The sequence below is a fragment of the Paraburkholderia sp. NPDC080076 genome, from assembly GCF_050281145.1.
Lineage (GTDB): Bacteria > Pseudomonadota > Gammaproteobacteria > Burkholderiales > Burkholderiaceae > Paraburkholderia.
Map to the genome: position 1 here is coordinate 319,923 of NZ_JBNNWQ010000008.1, position 15,711 is coordinate 335,633.

Consider the following 15,711-nt stretch of genomic DNA (forward strand, 5'->3'; position numbering starts at 1 on the left):
TGTAGGTAATGCGGGTGCCTCGGAGTGAGTGCCTCCCGGAACATTCTTGGAATTGATGGAGAAAGAAATGCGTAAGGTCGTTATTGGCGGTATCGGTATGACGCACTTTGGTAAATTTATCGAGCGGAATCTGAAGTCACTGTCGGAGGAAGCAGTCGGCCTCGCGCTCAAGGACGCTCGCGTTACGGTCAACGACGTAGACCGGATTTATTTCGGCAACGCGGCAGCAGGCGTTGTTACCGGTCAGGAGATGATTCGCGCGCAATCGTCGCTTCGCAATACCGGGCTCGATGGCAAGCCGATGTATAACGTCGAGAATGCCTGTGCCTCCGGCAGTTCAGCCCTTAATCTGGCGTGGCTCTCGGTCGCTTCCGGACAATCCGAAACGGCGCTGGTGGTCGGTACGGAGAAACTCACTCACGAAGATAAGGCCGTCTCGTTCGGTGCATTCGCGAAGGCCGTCGATCTCGAGGAACCGCTGCCTGAAGGCGTGACAGCCGGTACCGGCTCGCTCTTCATGGATCTTTATGCCGCCAAGGCTCGCAAATGGATGGAAAAGACTGGTGCAGAGGCGAGCGACTTCGCGCGGGTCGTGGTGAAGAGCCGTCGCGCCGGTTCCCTTAACCCGGTTGCGCAATTCCGCAAGGAAACGACAATCGAAGAAGTCCTGGAGAGCCGGATGGTCAGCAATCCGCTCACTCTGTTCATGTGCTCTTCGATTGGCGATGGCGCAGCCGCGCTCTTCATTTGTTCGGAAGATTACGCGAAGAAGCACGATATTCGTCCTGTCTACATTCGCGCAAGTTCGATCGTATCCGCGAAAGCCGACGGGTCGGGTGATCTCGTTGCGGTACGAGCGGCGAGAGCGGCATACGAAGAAGCGGGAATCGGGCCGTCCGATGTTCACTTGGTCGAACTTCACGACGCCTCCGCGCCGGCCGAACTGATCCACTACGAAAATCTCGGCCTCTGTCCTCCGGGCGATTCAGCCAAACTAATCCGTTCGGGTGACACCGACATCGGTGGTCGCATCTCCGTCAACCCGAGCGGCGGCCTTCTTTCCCGTGGTCATCCGGTCGGGGCGACAGGTGTCGCGCAAATTGTCGAACTGACCCAGCAACTGCGGGGAACGGCGGGCGCTCGTCAACGTCCGGGTGCCAAAGTGGCACTCGCCGAGAACAATGGTGGTCAACTGGCGGGTGATTCGGCTGTCGCTCTCGTAACCATCCTCTCGACTTGATCTCGAGACTTGCTGCACCGCACGTCGTCGCTCCAATAGGATGGCGGTGCGGGCAGTCAGAGTGGCGGACAGATCAGGTCTGCCCGCCACCCACCGAGAGAAGCCACTCGCGGAAAGCCGTAAATTCGGGCGACGAGATGCGACTCTTGGGATAGACAAGATAGTACGTGAACGCGCCTTCATCGAGAACGAAGGAGAACGGCATCACGAGACGGCCGGAATCCAGTTCTTCTGTTATCAGAACACGCTGCGCTATTGCGACGCCATGCCCCTGCGTGGCCGCGAAATACGCGAGGATCGAACTCTCATAACTCAGACCGCCGAGCGGATTGACGCCTTTCACGCCCGCGGCATCGAGCCACTTTGCCCAATCTTCCCGGCGCGCGAGCGAGTGAAGCAAAGGTACTGTGCGTAGCGCCTCCGGCGTCGCGTCCGTCAGGTCCGGATGAGCATGCAGGAATTCCGGGCTGCAGACAGGGACGAGCTCGTTCGGCACAAGCCGATCAAAGCCGATATCGGATGACGGCGCGTGGGACAACCGTATCGCAGCGTCCACATCGTCGGTGTTGAAATCGACCGCGTGAAGCGACGTTGTGAGAATCACTTCAATATCCGGGTGCTGAAGATGAAACGACGAAAGGCGAGGAATGAGCCAATTCCTCGAAAATGTCGTGTATGCGCGGATCTTGAGGTGCCGCCTGCGGCGACTCTCGGTCAGATTGACGGTCGCAGTGCGCATCGCCTCGAAGGCGCGCGCGATGTCCACGAGATAGCGCTCGCCCATCGGCGTTAGCGTTATCGACCGATGTCCCCGGTCAAACAGCGTCACGCCGAGCTGATCTTCGAGCAGCTTGATGTGGCGGCTAACGGCGGCGGGCGTGACATGCAATTCCTCCGCGGCCAGTTGGACGCTGAGGAGCCGACCCGCGGCTTCGAAAGCTCGCAGAGCGTTGAGAGACGGAAGCGTTCGCATGACGAAATGTTACCACGTACCTACGGTGGCCGATTCGCCGAACTCTCCGTTGCGACGGCTGCGCGGCATCGACACGCTGGTCGCTGTCGCAGCAAAAAAGCGCCTACATGACGCAGGAGATGGAAGTATGGAAGGAGTTGCGAACGGTGCGACAGACTTCTCCGCCCGAGCTTAGAAGAAAGCCGAGATTGGCACCGCGAATTCCGGCTGTGTCGCGTGGATTTGCGGGCCGGCCACCCGTTGTTGACTTCATTCGCCGGCGCGGCGCGAGGACTGGGCGATTCGTTCGTTGAATCAGAGAACGACTCGAATGTCGACAGGTCGACGCCGATCCGGCCTCAAACGATCGATTTTTTCGCGGACAGACTCCGAAGCACTTCTAACGCGCTGCGCTCCACCCAGTTGTGTCTTAGCAGACCGTCTTCACCAACATGCAAGACAGCAGTCCCCGTCATATCGATCGGCGACCCGCACGATTCAGAACCCATGAAACCCTTGTTTTTGCCCGTGACACGCCAGCGGGTCACCACTCGGTCGCCTGTCTCGTTCTGGAATGTTTCGATGACATTGAATTCAAAGTCGTCAATGCTCGACAGGAATGCTGCCACCCACTTTTTGAACGCTTCGCGCGATCTGATATCCACACCGCCGGACGTCACGGTGAAGTCTTCCGAAACCAGATGGTCCGCAGCGTTCGGATTACGCAACTGCCATACTTCACGCCAGAATTTCTCGGCGATCTGCACTGAATCTCGCTTTGCCATTTCAACTCTCGTGCGTATTGGTGATAGGTATTTCGTTTGTTGACTCATGCTTTTCAGTGAACTGCACCATCACGGGTTCGAGGCGGCTAGGAACGGTACGAACTTTTGCTGGCGTGCGGGACAGCCTATAAGGCATTTTTATGAGCGGCCAGAATGCCCCCTCATTGTCCCGGCCGACACTCAATATATCCGCCAGAAAATCTGGGTCGTCCATTAGCTCGTCCATGCGGACTACAGGCACGGCTGCAATGCCCAGTGACTCAAGCTTTGCTATCAGGAGGTCACGAGTCGTCGCCTCACAGTGAGCGCCTGGTGCCTGGCTATGAACCACTTCGATTTCCACGGAATTCGTTGCCTCGGCCAAGACGTATCCGTCCGAACAGGCAATGGTCATGCTTTTCGAAACAGGATTGCCGGCAGCGAATAGACAACTCCACGCTGCCACGTCCTGCATGGATATCTCTACGAACCTCCCGCTTCCTTCCGACGGTCCAACGAGTTCGGCAACTATCGCAAACAAGGCCGCCTGGCCGCCGAAAATGTCGGCTGCCGATGCGCCCGCTTTCACAGGAGCGCCGTTACCATCGCGTGTGAGGTCCATGAGGCCGCTCATCGCCTGGATGACCGTATCAAACGCAGGTCGCGTCGGATAAGCGGACTCAATTCCAAATCCCGAGATCGAACAGTAGATCAGCGCCGGATTGATCTCTTTCAAAGAGGATCGGTCCAGGCCAAGTTTGGCTAGCGCTCCCGGACGAAGGTTTTCGACGAGGACATCACTTGTGGCGAGCAACGCTTCGAGGTAACGCAGGTGAGATGCCTGCTTCAGATCCAGCGAGATGCTCTTCTTGTCGGTGTTGTTGAGGGCAAAGAAATAGCTCAACCCGTCTTGTCCCGGAGACCAGTTTCTCGCAACTTCTCCCTCCAGCGGCTCAACCTTGATCACCTCGGCACCGAGCGCCGCAAGATGTTTTCCGACGAGAGGCGCGGTTGTGTATTGCCCGATCTCGATCACCCGGACACCCGTCAACGCGCCGGCTGGATTTGGACCTTGTCGCGCCTCTAATCCTGCGACGTAACCGGCAGATTTCGCAGTCAACCGTCGCGGACTTTCAGGCGCATTGCCGTGAAACTCGCTGTCGTTCATCAGAGGGAATGTCCGGAACGGCGTAACCGCCGCATACGTGTGCTTCCCGATTTCACCCGCCAAAATCTGTGCGGCGGCCACTGGATGCCGCAGCTTGAAATTCGGCTCTTCATGGAGCAACGAAATGGGTACGATGGGCCCCGCTGCCACGCCGATTTTCTCGCACAGAGCGCAGCACTGATCGGTAGTCAACTCGGAAGACCAGGCCTCGATAAACGGATCAAGTGAATCTACGTTGCGGACCCTTTCATTCAGGGTCGCGAAGCGAATGTCGTCGAGTGCCGGTTGATTGATTGCGATCTTCAGTTTTCGCCACTGGTCTTCGGTGCTGGTACAAATCAGGATCCAACCGTCGAGTGTCCGATACGCGTTCCACGGGGCGCACGCCGGGTGCCGGTTCCCGACACGTTCAACGCTGCTGCGGGTGAACGCTTTCGGCAGAAAGGTGGTCAGTGCGCTGCTCGCGCAGGCGAATAGGGAAACGTCGATGTTCTGCGCGAATCCTTGCACACGAAGGACTCGCGATGCCGCCGCTATGGCCGCCGCAGCGTATAACGCTGCGGAGATTTCGGTGAACGGGATACCGATACTCACCGGTTCTCCGCTTTCAAAGCCCGTCGTGTCCATCAGGCCAGTGATCGCCTGGATTTGCCCATCTGTCCAACGGCCTGCAAACCTCGCACTCTGGGGGCCCGTAGCGCATATGTCGCAGACGATGAGCTTGCCAGACGCCTTCAAACTCGATATCTCCGCCCACGCTGCAAAACTGGCCGTATCAGACGAGACGATCACCACGTCGTACCCTGAGAACGACTGAGATGAGTCAGGGTCTGCAACATGCACTTGCGCGCCCGCGTGTCCAAGCAGACTCGCACTCAATTCAACTGCACTGCGTGAGCCCCACGCGAGAATTCGCATTCCGTCCAACATTCCAGTCTCCCAAACGTCCGGTGTCTATCCATTGACCGATGACAGATTGATCGCGTGGTAGCAACACACGCCGCATCTTGATTCAACGATATGGCAACGAACTGGGCGGTACAACCGACATTTCCTGCTGTTTGGGTTGACATTTGATGAACTGAACGACGAGTGGTGACAACGCCTGGACTAGCTACAGTGAAAGTCAATCGAACTCGGCGAAAAAGTGATTTGCCCGCCAAACAGCGGCGCAATAGCATCTATCGCAATCGGTCCACTCTTCAACTGGGTGGCCCGAGCGCTCGCCGGTATTCATGGCGGCCGTGTTCATCCATCTCTTCGCGTGCGTAAACATCATGAACTCATCTGAAACTGGTCGCGACGCCGAAGTCGCAATCATCACGGGCGGTGCCAAAGGCATTGGCTTCGGTATTGCATCGGCTTTGGCGCAGAAAGGTCGACGGATCGTCCTGTTTGACATGGACCTAGACAGCCTCGATGAAGCCACGACAAGCCTTTCGCGCGCGGGGGCCGATGTTGTAGGCATGCCAGTGGACGTGACGAGCAGTGAATCCGTGAACCAGGCAGTGGATGCGGTCGCCGAGCGACTGGGCCGGCTGGACGTTCTGGTGAACAACGCCGGCATCGTGAAAGACAAACGCATCACCAAGATGAGCGATGATGAGTGGGATTCGGTCATCAACGTCAATTTGAAATCGCAGTTTCTGTGCTGCCGGGCGGCATTGAAACATATGGTTCCGGCCAATTATGGCCGCATCGTCAATATCTCTTCGCGGGCATGGCTGGGTGGCGTGGGGCAATCGAACTACTCGGCGGCCAAGGGTGGCGTGGTAAGCCTCACGCGGAGTCTCGCGCTTGAATGGGCGAGTGCTGGCATTACGGTGAACGCCGTTGCTCCGGGAATCGTGGACACGCCGCTCTTTCGCAAATTCGACGTCGAACTGCAGGAACGTCTGAAGAAATCGGTTCCGGTCCAGCGCATTGGAACGCCCGACGATATCGCCCAGGCGGTTCTGTTCTTCGCGCAAAGGGAGTCGTCCTATATCACGGGGCAGACGCTATATGTCTGTGGTGGGCGATCACTGTCCTCGCCGAGTGTTTGAGGAGCAAGGCCATGACCATCCATTACTCAGTTTCGGATCGAATCGCAACGGTTACCCTGGATCGTCCGGAAGCACTGAACGCACTCGATCTGGAGAGCCTGAAGGAGCTCCGCGCCGTTTTGGCGGAGGCTCGGGACGACGAGGAAGTTCGCGTCATCGTTCTGACCGGCGCCGGGCGTAAGTCGTTCTGTGTCGGGGCGGACCTGAAGAACACGCTGCCGCCTTCGACCAACTTCGGTTCGTCGTTCGTCAAATCCATCGATCGTGCCGCTGCTGAAGGTGTCTACGTTCGTCTGATCGAACTCAGTTCGCTTCGAATCTTCAAGCCGATGATTGCCGCGATTAATGGCTACTGCCTGGGCGGAGGTCTTGAGCTGGCCCTTCAGTGCGACCTGCGCATTGCCGCCACCAACGCTGTGCTCGGCCTGCCTGAAGCTGTCGTGGGCAGCATTCCGGCCGTCTGCGGCATTCAGGCGCTTCAGAAAGCGGTGCCGTCCGCCGTTGCAATGAAAATGCTGCTGACAGGTGGCAAGGTCGACGCAGGATACGCAGAACGTGTTGGGCTGGTGTCGGACGTGGTTGAGCCCGAATCTCTGATGAATAAAGCGTTGGAGCTGGCAAGGATCATCGCGGGTAACGGACCACTGGCCGTCCAGATGATCAAGAAGGTTGCCGAAACCAGCAGCAATGTGCCACTGACCCAGGCGCTTGAATTCACGGAGTTGGCGTGGGGCGCAATGCGAGAATCGGAAGATCGTATCGAAGGGCGCCGGGCTTTCGCGGAAAAGCGCAAGCCGCAGTTCAAGGGTCGATGAAACCAGGGCGGTGGGAAGCAGTGTCCGAGGCCAGTGCCGATGCATGCGCGTCGCAACTGGCCTGCGGAAGCATTTGAACGATGCGTCAAATATCGGTCGTCTCAGGGATCATCGCGGTTTGACCTCGATACGTCCCATCTTCGTCGAAGAGTTGCCACACGGTGGCCCGTTCAATCCAGAAGCGCCTGCCCGATTTCGCGACCCGAATGCCACGATATCCGGTAACGAATCCGTCGCGTCCTACCTGATCGAGGAACGCCTGGCGCTCGCTGCGCTCCGGTGCTTCAGCCGACAGCCGCGAATGCAGCGAGGTGAGCTCATCCCAGTCGTATTCGAACAGGAACTGTGCGCGCTTGTTGCCGTAGATGAACACGGGATCAGCCGCGGTGTCGTGCGCGAGAATGCCAAACGGGGCTTCGGCATAAAGCCATTCAACACCCTGAACGACGCTTAATCCCTTGGGAACAAGCGGTTTCCCAAGGAGTCGCTCATAAGACCCGGCCATAAGCTGGAAGAAGCGGGTATCGGTATTCATTGCCATACAGTATTGCTCCTGGATTTCAGTTGATACTCTGCGCCGTTGGCGCAACTCTCCGCCGCCGCGATGCGCTGTATAAGCGAGGCAAGTTCAAGAACCACCGCGCGAGTCCCCAGTACATGCTGGTTGCCGGCGAGCTTCTCGTCGCGCAGTTCGGCATCGGCTACGATCAACCGCACGTGCCACGATTGCAGTTCGAGACTCTGAAGGTCCGTCAGCAAGTCGTCGATCGACTTTCTGGCGCTCAACGGAAGCGGCTCGACGCGCGAAGCTTCCTTCAGCTTGAGAAGTTCACCTCCAATCTCTATCCACGCCATGCACTCGTCCACCTCCTTGACGGAGGCGGCGGGCAACGCGAGTCGCACCAGCGTATCGATGCTACGGCATTGCCACGCATGGCGCATTTCGACCGTTTGCTGCGCGACGGGTGAAGCGATCAAGGCCCTGATCGCGTCGGCTATCCGTTTGAGGCGCTGTTTGCGCCACTGTTGTTCAAGCCTGCGCGACGGAACAAGATGGAAGGCTAGCGCGGCCAGTGCGGAGCCGGCCAGCACACCCAACGCATGCGCGCTTATCGCGGCCGTGGTCGTATGAGCAATGGACTCGGGATCCGACACGACGAGGAACACGAGGCAAAAACCCGACGCCCAGAACGCGTTCGAAAGCGCGGACGCGACAACGATCCCAAGAAAAACAATGCCGCCCTCGGCGAGCGAAACGCCTATCGCGTGAGGAAGATGCGGCGAGACCGTCGCATAGAACAGGAACGCTGCGCCGGCCCCAACCGCGCCCGACGCGAGAAAATGACGACCCGTATCTCGCGGGTCGGGCCGGATGGCGAAGAGGGCAATTGCAATCGCCGTAAACGCGACGAACAGCGGTCCGCCTTGCCAACCGGTGGCAATCCAGATAGCACCGGCTAACAGTAACGCGAACCCGGCGCGCAACGCCGCAGCGATCGCGTAGCTGTGATCAAGTGCGTAGACCGGGGGCGGATAGCTTTCTGTATCGACACCTCCTTGTTCCCCTGTCAACGCGGCATAAGTTCTCAGTGCGGTTTCCGTTGCGCCGAGGAGTGCCGATACGAGATCGATGCGCCGACGTTCAATCGCATTTCGTGCCTGAATGGATACGAGCATGCCACGCAATGCCTGCGCCTGAAGCCGAAAGCCTGGCAGCTTTTCGATGTCGTGTGCCGGATCGTCGGTTAGTGCGACAGCGATGGACGTGAGCAATACGGATGCTTTGACGACGACGACTTCGACCTCTTCGCTTATTGGGTTATTTGTGGCGGCAGCCTCTTCGAAGTTCCGCTCGACGCTTCTCGACACGACGAGCAGATCGAGTAGTGCCGGCACGATCTTGTGCAAACGGCCCGCGCGAGCCCACAGCGCCGGCGACTCGGCGACTGCACTGTGAACGGCGCCGTCAAGCGCCAGGATGTCGCTCAACTGGCTGCGCAGCCGTTGCGGGCCGGTGCCGTCGGCGGCCCAGGCGCGCGGCAAGCCGACAAGCCGGTCCGCGCTCCAGGTGCATGCCGTCGCAATCGCGCGACGAATACGTCGGCTGGCATGTCCGCTTTGTACGTCGCGCGACAAAAGAAGCACGAGCAAAGTGCTGGCGATGCCGATGAAAATACCGGCGCAACGATCTCGCCCCACCTCGAACAGTTGACCCGTTTGGTCCGTGAGAGACATGGCAATGATGACCGCGCTGTAGCCAGCCAGTACCGCCGCGTAGGCGCGATAATGACGCAACGAGAGACCTGCATAGACAGACACGGCGAGCCATGCCGCCAGCAAGCCGACGAGCAGCGGCTCGCTGCCGTGCGCCGCGAAAGCAAGCAGAACGCCGGTTGGCGCGCCAATTGCCGTTCCGATCGCCCGGTTGAGCGATTTCAGCAGACCGTCCCCGCGTGCTGGAAGCCCGACGGAAACCGCGGTCCATGCGGCCCAATGCGGCTCGTGCAGGCCAAGAAGCAGCGAACAGACTAGCGCGAGCGTCGCGGCGAGAGCCGCACGGCCCGCGAACATCACGAGGCTATAAGAGGGTATCCACTTCGAACGCATTGGCTTGCCAACCCTTTTGCTTGCTGTCGACGTTGGTTGAAGAATGTGTGCAGTCGGTGTCCTTGCATAAGGACGATCGCCGGCGTGTGACTACGTCGGCGATCGTCCTGGAGACACAGCCGCTCAGCCCAGCACGAACGGATTTTCGACACCCGGCGTGGGGTTGATGAAGACACTCTTGGCTTCGAGGTATTCGTAAATCGCACGAATGCCATTCTCGCGGCCGATTCCCGATGCTTTCACACCGCCAAACGGCGCGAGATAGCTGACGAGGCGATACGCATTGACCCACACACTGCCTGCTTCGAGTTGTTTCGGCACCGTCATGGCGCGGCGAAGATCGCGTGTCCAGACGCCGGCCGCCAGACCATAGTTGCTGTCGTTGGCAATCGCGATCGCTTCCTCTTCCGTGTCGAACTTGATGACCGCCACGACCGGTCCGAATACCTCTTCCTGCGCGATGCGCATGTCGTTGCGAACATCGACAAAAATGGTCGGCTCGACAAAGAGGCCGTTCTCGGTGCCAGGCCGCGTCGAACGTCCGCCACCCAGAACGAGGCGTGCGCCTTCCTGTTTCGCCACGTCGATGTAGTACAAGGTTTTTTCGAGTTGCGGCTGGGTCGAGACAGGGCCCATGTTCGTCTCCGGCGACATCGGATCGCCCAGTCGCACGTCCTGCATGAACTTCACCAGCCGCTCGACGAATTCGTCATGGATGCTCGAATGCACGAGCAGGCGTGATCCGGCCATGCAGCTCTGGCCCGTTGCCGAGAAGATGGCGGTTACGGCGCCCTTCACCGCGTCGTCGAGGTTCGCATCCTCGAAGACGATATTGGCCGACTTGCCGCCCAGTTCCAGTGAAACGCGCTTGAAGGAGCGTGCCGCGTTCTCGTACACATGGCGACCACCGCCCTCGCTGCCGGTGAAGGCGACGCGTGCGACCAATGGATGAGCGACGAGCGGTTCACCCACTTCTTTGCCGAAGCCGGTCACGATATTGACGACGCCATCCGGCACGCCGGCCTCTTCACACAGTTTCGCGAACAGAATGGAGGATGCCGACGAGAACTCGGATGGCTTGATGACGACCGTGTTACCTGCTGCAAGCGCCGGCGCTATTTTCCAAACCGCGAGCAGCAGCGGAGAATTCCACGGCGCGATCGTTGCCACTACGCCGAGCGGCTCGAACGTGCTGTAGTGGAAAATGCCGGGTTTGTCGAACGGTGTGACGTCGCCCTGAACCTTGTCGGCGAGGCCGCCGTAGTAGTAGAACCATTGCGGCAGATATTCCATCTGCTTGAGCATTTCGGCTTTCAGCTTGCCGTTATCCTTCACTTCCATGTCGGCCAGCTCCTCCGCGTGCGCGGCGATCGCATCGCCGATCTTGTGCAGGACCATGCCGCGCTGGCTCGCTGTCATCGTCGCCCAGGGGCCGCGCTTGAACGCTGCATGAGCCGCGCGCACCGCGGCGTCGACATCTTCGGCTGTGCCGCGCGGCACCTCGGCCCAGATCTCGCCGTTGTAGGGGTTGAGGCTTTCGAACGTCCGACCATCGCTCGCACCGCGCCACTCGCTGCCGATGCGCATCTTGAACTGTTCCATCACGTTACTCCTTGACTGGTTACGGTGAGTTCATCGTAGTTGCCTGACCGGCGTCACGGAACTCCTCACTACTGCACGCCGCATGTGAAGAAATGCGCATCGGGTTCTGGCGATGCGCATGCATTCTTTACGCGACGTTCATTGACCGAAATAGATGCTGTCCCGTGCTTCGGGCGCGGTTACAGTGCGGCGTCCGCTTTGAGAGTGGCCCGCGACGCTGCCACCCACGGCCGATGCGCTGGCGTTCGTGGCGGCCGTGTCGGCGGCCTGCAGTGCGGCTGCTGCGCGCAACTGAGCGGTGGGGTACGTGGTATCGGGCGCGTCGAGTAAACCCGCTTCACGAGCCTGGATCAGTTCCGCCCGCACTTGTGCGCGAGTCTTGCCGTAGTCGGCAGGTGCGGCGAACACAGTGGATGATGCGATGACACTTGCAAGAACAACAGTCGGGATCAGTACGCGTTTCATTTCATGCTCCTTGAGAGATCGAAGAGAAGACGTTCAACGACGAGGCGGAAAATCTACGATCCATCTCGTGTTGTTCGTCGATCGGTGAATTCATTATTGCTACCGGTCTTCTATCTGCCAATTCCCGAAATGTGCGGATGGTCCGTGAAGAAATGCACAATCTTTGGTGACGTGCTGCTGGCGTCAACCGTCGCCGGGGAAGCAGTTGGCAATGAACTGCATGACGCTACGGATGGCCGGCGCGTGCCGCAGATCGTCGTGGATGGAGAGCCATACTTCCTTGCCGCGTTCGGCGATGCGCTCGCCGTCCGTGGTCAGAACATAGGCGCGCGGGGGCGGTCGACTAGCTTGAGTTCAAGGGCCTGTTCGAGTGAAGCAATTCTTCGCGCGACGGTCGCGTGGTCGACCTTCAATTGCGGCGCCGCTTTTGCGAGGGATTCTTCCTGACTTAATGCAACGAAATAGCGTAAATCCTCCCAGTCGAACATGGATGCTCTCCATTTCTCTCTTGATCGCCCGAGTCTCGAGGTGACGTAGCTGGACAGAGATATTAGAAGCGGACTGGACCGATCTCAATCAACTATTTTTGCGCCTACGATTGACTTTAATTGCAAGGCTGCGGATGTGCGCGGACTTGTGCATTGCTGCACCCGTTGCCCGCATGTTTGGGGAATTGGCGGCGCCGCTCAGGCGGGCAAGAATGGCTGCAACGGGTCGACGCACCGGAGCGCGAAGGCAGATCTTGCGCAGACACCGGGTCGTTGGGTCCCTCTTATCCGTCAAGGAGCCTGACATGAAAGGCATTATGAACGCGCATCGATTCCCGTCATGGAGCGAGGAAATCATGAGCAAGAAAACGCTGGTCATACTCGCTCATCCGAACCTTGCCGAGTCGCAGATCAATGCGGCGTGGCGATCCAGGCTCGAGGAAGCTCCGGGTCCGGTCACCATTCGGAATATTTATGGGCTATACCCGGACTGGAATATCGACGTCGCCGCGGAGCAGGCGCTGCTCGAAAGTCACGAGAGAATCTTTCTGCAGTTTCCGCTGTACTGGTACAGCACTCCGCCGCTGCTGAAAAAATGGCTCGACGACGTCCTCGCTTATGGCTGGGCGTACGGTCCGGGTGGCAACCGGCTGGCGCACAAAGAAATAGGGCTGGTCGTATCGACCGGTAGTCCTGAAGGCGCTTATCAGACAGATGGCCGTGTGGGACACACGCTGGTCGAACTGCTTCGTCCGCTCGAACAAACGGCGCGTTTTGTCGGCGCGCGTTATTTGCCTCTTTTCGCGTTGCAGGGCGCGAATCACGTTATTCCGGCGGATCAATTGAGCCGTAGCGCGAACGACTATATCGAGCACATTCGGGCACCGCACGACCAGGGCGATGCCCGCGTGGGCCACCAGCACCGGCGAATGGAGAGTCTCAGTATGTGAAGATGAGTGGGATCTTCAACGACTGCGTGGCGAGCGCGTGCCCTTGGCCCGAGGCTTCGACAATGCGTTGTCGGGTTCTTCAAGACCCGGAAGGACCAATTCTTCCATTAACGCCAGTGTCCGCAGGCAGAACTCGTTGCCCGCAGCGCGCTCCGCCTCCGAAAAGTGTGCCATCGCGGGCGCGATCGACGACTCTTCCGCCAGCTTCACTATCGCCTTCTCAACGACATCAAGGCCTTTCCTGGTCAAATGGACGATGAATCCGCCGCCGTGACTTGGGTCTTGCTGACGCTCCACCAAGCCAAGGCTCGCGAGACGGTCGATCTTTTTGGTAATTGCGCCCGAGGTAACGAGTAGTGCCCGATACAAATCCGTGGGGCGCTTCGCGTATGGATGACCGCTGCGGCGCAGCGCCAGCAGCACACGCATGTCCGACCCGCTAATGCCACACAGGCTCTGGCACATTTTGTCAAACGCCTGTTCTACGAGCGTGCCGAGCCGCATGAAATAGATCGCGAGCAGGAAGTTGGAGAGATCGAGCTCGCTGTGTTCGCGTTGCCACTGTAGCGTGATGAATTCGATCAGGCTGCTACCAGGAAGATTCGCTTTCCTAGGGGCCTTCGACTGTTCCGATGCCGCATTCTTGCGGGTTCGGGTAGGCGCGGGTCGCTTTGGTGCTGCGATGCTCATCTCGATGACTTCCCTGGAAGGATGTTCACTCCCGGCAAATTTTAGCGGGACTGGCTCAATATGGCCGCGCACAATTGTACGTAAATTTTCCGACGACGCGTCAAAGATCAGGCGCCCGGCCGAGTAGTTCCGCTTGGAGGATAGTCGTCCTTATACCGCTTGCACCGCATTGCGCAACATGTCGGCTATCTGGCGCTGGGCCAGCGCCGCCGCGTCGACTTGGCCGCGCATGCTGTAAAAGGTATGCAGCATGCCGAGGTATCGCACGCACGTCGCCGGGACGCCCGCTTCGACCAATCTCCGCGCGTAGGCTTCGCCATCGTCGCGCACGGCATCACACTCGGCGGTGATAACGATGGCCGGCGGTAGTCCCGCATGGTTGTCGGCAAGGAGCGGCGAGAGCTTCCAGGTTGTGGGCGTCACACCATGATCCAGTGCGTACGTGCGAAATGCGTACTCGACGTCGGCCTTGCGCTGCATGAAGCCTTCGGCATAGGTGGATAGCGAGGCCATCTGCTGACGAGCATCTGTTGCAGGATAGACGAGTGCCTGGGCGAGAATGCGCGGCTTGGCGTGGTCCCGCGCTAGTAGGCAGACCACTGCCGCGAGATTGCCGCCGGCCGACTCGCCGAAGACGGTCAAGCGTTCGGACGGAAGGCCCAGCGTGTGCCCGTACTCGGCGACCCAGCAGGTCGCGGCCCACACGTCGTCCAACGCTGCAGGGAAGGGATGCTCAGGCGCGAGCCGATAGTCGACACTGACCACCGCCAGTCCGGAGTCGTGGGCCAGATGCCGGCATACCGCGTCGAAGCTGTCCCGATTGCCCATCAGCCATCCGCCGCCGTGAAAGGCCATCGTGACCCCTGTGGCGCCCTTTGGATGGTAGATGCGTACGGGGATTTCGGCGTCGAGGCCCGGAATCATGAAATCGAAAACCTTGCCGATACGGGGGCCGGGCTCCCGTGCGGCAGTGCGTGCGGCGATGCCTGCACGCGCCTCCTCGGGGCTCACCTCCGCCATGCTCGGTTTCGCTGCGGCATTTGCAGCGAGAGCGCGAAGCGACGGGTGGATATGGTTTTGAGAGGAAGAAGACATCGTTGATTTCAGGGGGTCGGGGTCGTGGAGGGAGCGAACGTAATGGCGGGAATGGCGGCAACGACGCTGAGGCCGCCATCCACAGTGATGATCTCACCGGCCATATGGGCGCTCAGGTCGGAGGCAAGGAATAGCAGGTGGCCCGCGATTTCCGCCGGCGTGGCAGCCCGGCCAATCGGAATCGCACGACCGACTGTCGTCCACGTCGATTCGTCCAGACGCTGATTCAGTCGCGGCGTGCGGACGAAACCCGGAGACACTGCATTGATGCGCACGTTGTGGGGGGCATACTCAACACCCGCGCAGCGCACGAGGTGATGCAATGCCGCCTTCGAGGCCGCGTAGGCAACCTCGTTCGGCACCGCGCGATCGCCGGCGAGCGAGCCGACAAACGCAAAGGTGCCGCCACCATCCGCCTTCATCATTTCACCGGCAATTTGAATCGCGAGGTACGCGTGGCGTACGACGATATCGAATTGCTGGTCCCACGACGCATCGTCGACGGCGGATAGCGGCTTGATTCCCGCGACACCGATGATATCGACGACGCCATGGACGCGGCCGAAATGCTGCCGCGCGGTGTCGAACACGCGCTGCATGTCGACGCGCGATGTTGCGTCCGCCACGCACGGTATCCCGGCCACGGCGTCCGCAATGTTCCGGGCGAGCGTCTCGTCGCGGTCGACGCAGAGCACGCGAGCACCGGCCTGAGCCAGTGCATGAACGGTCTGCGCGCCGATACCCTGGCCGGCGCCAAGCACTACAAAACCGCGACCGTCGAGTCGTAACAAGGACAAGTAGTCCGGAACGTCGTTATGGATGTTGTTGCT

At 59.4% G+C, this 15,711-nt stretch carries 15 protein-coding genes; 4 read left to right on the forward strand and 11 right to left on the reverse strand.

Annotation, left to right across the window (positions count from 1 at the left end; genetic code table 11):
• The first annotated feature begins 67 nt into the window (after positions 1 to 67).
• The gene (locus ACQKRQ_RS29250; protein WP_427481176.1) at positions 68 to 1,240 is read left to right on the forward strand and encodes a thiolase family protein; all 1,173 of its coding nucleotides are present in this window, start codon (positions 68 to 70) and stop codon (positions 1,238 to 1,240) included.
• Positions 1,241 to 1,313: 73 nt separating this feature from the next.
• On the opposite strand, the gene gcvA is transcribed toward ACQKRQ_RS29250, so the two are convergent.
• The 3 genes from gcvA to ACQKRQ_RS29265 all read right to left on the reverse strand — a co-directional run bounded on the left by gcvA (position 1,314) and on the right by ACQKRQ_RS29265 (position 5,054).
• Positions 1,314 to 2,213: a transcriptional regulator GcvA gene (gcvA, locus tag ACQKRQ_RS29255; protein WP_427481096.1), complete on the reverse strand. Its 900-nt coding sequence runs from the start codon at positions 2,211 to 2,213 to the stop codon at positions 1,314 to 1,316.
• Between the two features lie 338 nt (positions 2,214 to 2,551).
• Entirely contained in the window at positions 2,552 to 2,977 is a 426-nt protein-coding gene (locus ACQKRQ_RS29260) for an ester cyclase (protein ID WP_427481097.1), read from the reverse strand.
• Position 2,978: 1 nt separating this feature from the next.
• The gene (locus tag ACQKRQ_RS29265) at positions 2,979 to 5,054 is read right to left on the reverse strand and encodes a CoA transferase (protein WP_427481098.1); all 2,076 of its coding nucleotides are present in this window, start codon (positions 5,052 to 5,054) and stop codon (positions 2,979 to 2,981) included.
• Positions 5,055 to 5,401: 347 nt separating this feature from the next.
• On the opposite strand from ACQKRQ_RS29265, the gene ACQKRQ_RS29270 reads away from it, so the two are divergent.
• Both ACQKRQ_RS29270 and ACQKRQ_RS29275 read left to right on the forward strand, forming a co-directional pair.
• Positions 5,402 to 6,169 (forward strand): SDR family NAD(P)-dependent oxidoreductase, encoded by a 768-nt coding sequence (locus ACQKRQ_RS29270; protein WP_427481177.1) that lies wholly within the window; start codon positions 5,402 to 5,404, stop codon positions 6,167 to 6,169.
• An 11-nt stretch (positions 6,170 to 6,180) separates the two neighbouring features.
• A complete protein-coding gene (locus ACQKRQ_RS29275; RefSeq protein ID WP_408177377.1) occupies positions 6,181 to 6,984 on the forward strand; it encodes an enoyl-CoA hydratase/isomerase family protein in 804 nt (267 codons plus the stop codon).
• An 85-nt stretch (positions 6,985 to 7,069) separates the two neighbouring features.
• Here the strand turns inward: ACQKRQ_RS29275 and ACQKRQ_RS29280 are convergent, their stop codons facing one another.
• The 5 genes from ACQKRQ_RS29280 to ACQKRQ_RS29300 form a co-directional block, all read right to left on the reverse strand.
• A complete protein-coding gene (locus tag ACQKRQ_RS29280) occupies positions 7,070 to 7,525 on the reverse strand; it encodes an MEKHLA domain-containing protein (protein WP_427481099.1) in 456 nt (151 codons plus the stop codon).
• Positions 7,516 to 9,591: an FUSC family protein gene (locus ACQKRQ_RS29285; protein ID WP_427481100.1), complete on the reverse strand. Its 2,076-nt coding sequence runs from the start codon at positions 9,589 to 9,591 to the stop codon at positions 7,516 to 7,518. Before ACQKRQ_RS29285 ends, ACQKRQ_RS29280 begins: the two co-directional genes overlap by 10 nt.
• 123 nt (positions 9,592 to 9,714) lie before the next feature.
• Entirely contained in the window at positions 9,715 to 11,193 is a 1,479-nt protein-coding gene (locus tag ACQKRQ_RS29290; RefSeq protein WP_427481101.1) for an aldehyde dehydrogenase, read from the reverse strand.
• 138 nt (positions 11,194 to 11,331) lie between these two features.
• Positions 11,332 to 11,658, reverse strand: coding sequence for a DUF4148 domain-containing protein (locus ACQKRQ_RS29295; RefSeq protein ID WP_427481102.1), 327 nt, complete (start codon positions 11,656 to 11,658; stop codon positions 11,332 to 11,334).
• Positions 11,659 to 11,972: 314 nt separating this feature from the next.
• Positions 11,973 to 12,146: a helix-turn-helix domain-containing protein gene (locus ACQKRQ_RS29300; RefSeq protein WP_427481103.1), complete on the reverse strand. Its 174-nt coding sequence runs from the start codon at positions 12,144 to 12,146 to the stop codon at positions 11,973 to 11,975.
• A gap of 305 nt (positions 12,147 to 12,451) precedes the next feature.
• Here ACQKRQ_RS29300 and ACQKRQ_RS29305 point away from each other — a divergent pair, with 305 nt between their 5' ends.
• On the forward strand, positions 12,452 to 13,096 hold the full coding sequence (locus ACQKRQ_RS29305) for an NAD(P)H-dependent oxidoreductase (protein ID WP_427481104.1): 645 nt from the start codon (positions 12,452 to 12,454) through the stop codon (positions 13,094 to 13,096).
• 15 nt (positions 13,097 to 13,111) lie between these two features.
• On the opposite strand, the gene ACQKRQ_RS29310 is transcribed toward ACQKRQ_RS29305, so the two are convergent.
• The 3 genes from ACQKRQ_RS29310 to ACQKRQ_RS29320 form a co-directional block, all read right to left on the reverse strand.
• The gene (locus ACQKRQ_RS29310; RefSeq protein ID WP_427481105.1) at positions 13,112 to 13,786 is read right to left on the reverse strand and encodes a MarR family winged helix-turn-helix transcriptional regulator; all 675 of its coding nucleotides are present in this window, start codon (positions 13,784 to 13,786) and stop codon (positions 13,112 to 13,114) included.
• 150 nt (positions 13,787 to 13,936) lie between these two features.
• Positions 13,937 to 14,881: an alpha/beta hydrolase gene (locus tag ACQKRQ_RS29315; RefSeq protein WP_427481106.1), complete on the reverse strand. Its 945-nt coding sequence runs from the start codon at positions 14,879 to 14,881 to the stop codon at positions 13,937 to 13,939.
• A gap of 8 nt (positions 14,882 to 14,889) precedes the next feature.
• Positions 14,890 to 15,642, reverse strand: coding sequence for an SDR family NAD(P)-dependent oxidoreductase (locus ACQKRQ_RS29320; protein WP_427481107.1), 753 nt, complete (start codon positions 15,640 to 15,642; stop codon positions 14,890 to 14,892).
• Between the last annotated feature and the right edge of the window lie 69 nt (positions 15,643 to 15,711).

What these genes read in the sequence shown, in the direction of transcription:
- ACQKRQ_RS29290 (WP_427481101.1), bottom strand. Translation starts at nt 11,193, where the DNA reads ATGGAACAGTTCAAGATGCGCATCGGCAGCGAGTGGCGCGGTGCGAGC.
- ACQKRQ_RS29315 (WP_427481106.1), bottom strand. Translation starts at nt 14,881, where the DNA reads ATGTCTTCTTCCTCTCAAAACCATATCCACCCGTCGCTTCGCGCTCTC.
- ACQKRQ_RS29310 (WP_427481105.1), bottom strand. Translation starts at nt 13,786, where the DNA reads ATGAGCATCGCAGCACCAAAGCGACCCGCGCCTACCCGAACCCGCAAG.
- ACQKRQ_RS29260 (WP_427481097.1), bottom strand. Translation starts at nt 2,977, where the DNA reads ATGGCAAAGCGAGATTCAGTGCAGATCGCCGAGAAATTCTGGCGTGAA.
- ACQKRQ_RS29295 (WP_427481102.1), bottom strand. Translation starts at nt 11,658, where the DNA reads ATGAAACGCGTACTGATCCCGACTGTTGTTCTTGCAAGTGTCATCGCA.
- ACQKRQ_RS29250 (WP_427481176.1), top strand. Translation starts at nt 68, where the DNA reads ATGCGTAAGGTCGTTATTGGCGGTATCGGTATGACGCACTTTGGTAAA.
- ACQKRQ_RS29270 (WP_427481177.1), top strand. Translation starts at nt 5,402, where the DNA reads ATGAACTCATCTGAAACTGGTCGCGACGCCGAAGTCGCAATCATCACG.
- ACQKRQ_RS29300 (WP_427481103.1), bottom strand. Translation starts at nt 12,146, where the DNA reads ATGTTCGACTGGGAGGATTTACGCTATTTCGTTGCATTAAGTCAGGAA.
- gcvA (WP_427481096.1), bottom strand. Translation starts at nt 2,213, where the DNA reads ATGCGAACGCTTCCGTCTCTCAACGCTCTGCGAGCTTTCGAAGCCGCG.
- ACQKRQ_RS29275 (WP_408177377.1), top strand. Translation starts at nt 6,181, where the DNA reads ATGACCATCCATTACTCAGTTTCGGATCGAATCGCAACGGTTACCCTG.
- ACQKRQ_RS29280 (WP_427481099.1), bottom strand. Translation starts at nt 7,525, where the DNA reads ATGGCAATGAATACCGATACCCGCTTCTTCCAGCTTATGGCCGGGTCT.
- ACQKRQ_RS29285 (WP_427481100.1), bottom strand. Translation starts at nt 9,591, where the DNA reads ATGCGTTCGAAGTGGATACCCTCTTATAGCCTCGTGATGTTCGCGGGC.
- ACQKRQ_RS29265 (WP_427481098.1), bottom strand. Translation starts at nt 5,054, where the DNA reads ATGTTGGACGGAATGCGAATTCTCGCGTGGGGCTCACGCAGTGCAGTT.
- ACQKRQ_RS29305 (WP_427481104.1), top strand. Translation starts at nt 12,452, where the DNA reads ATGAAAGGCATTATGAACGCGCATCGATTCCCGTCATGGAGCGAGGAA.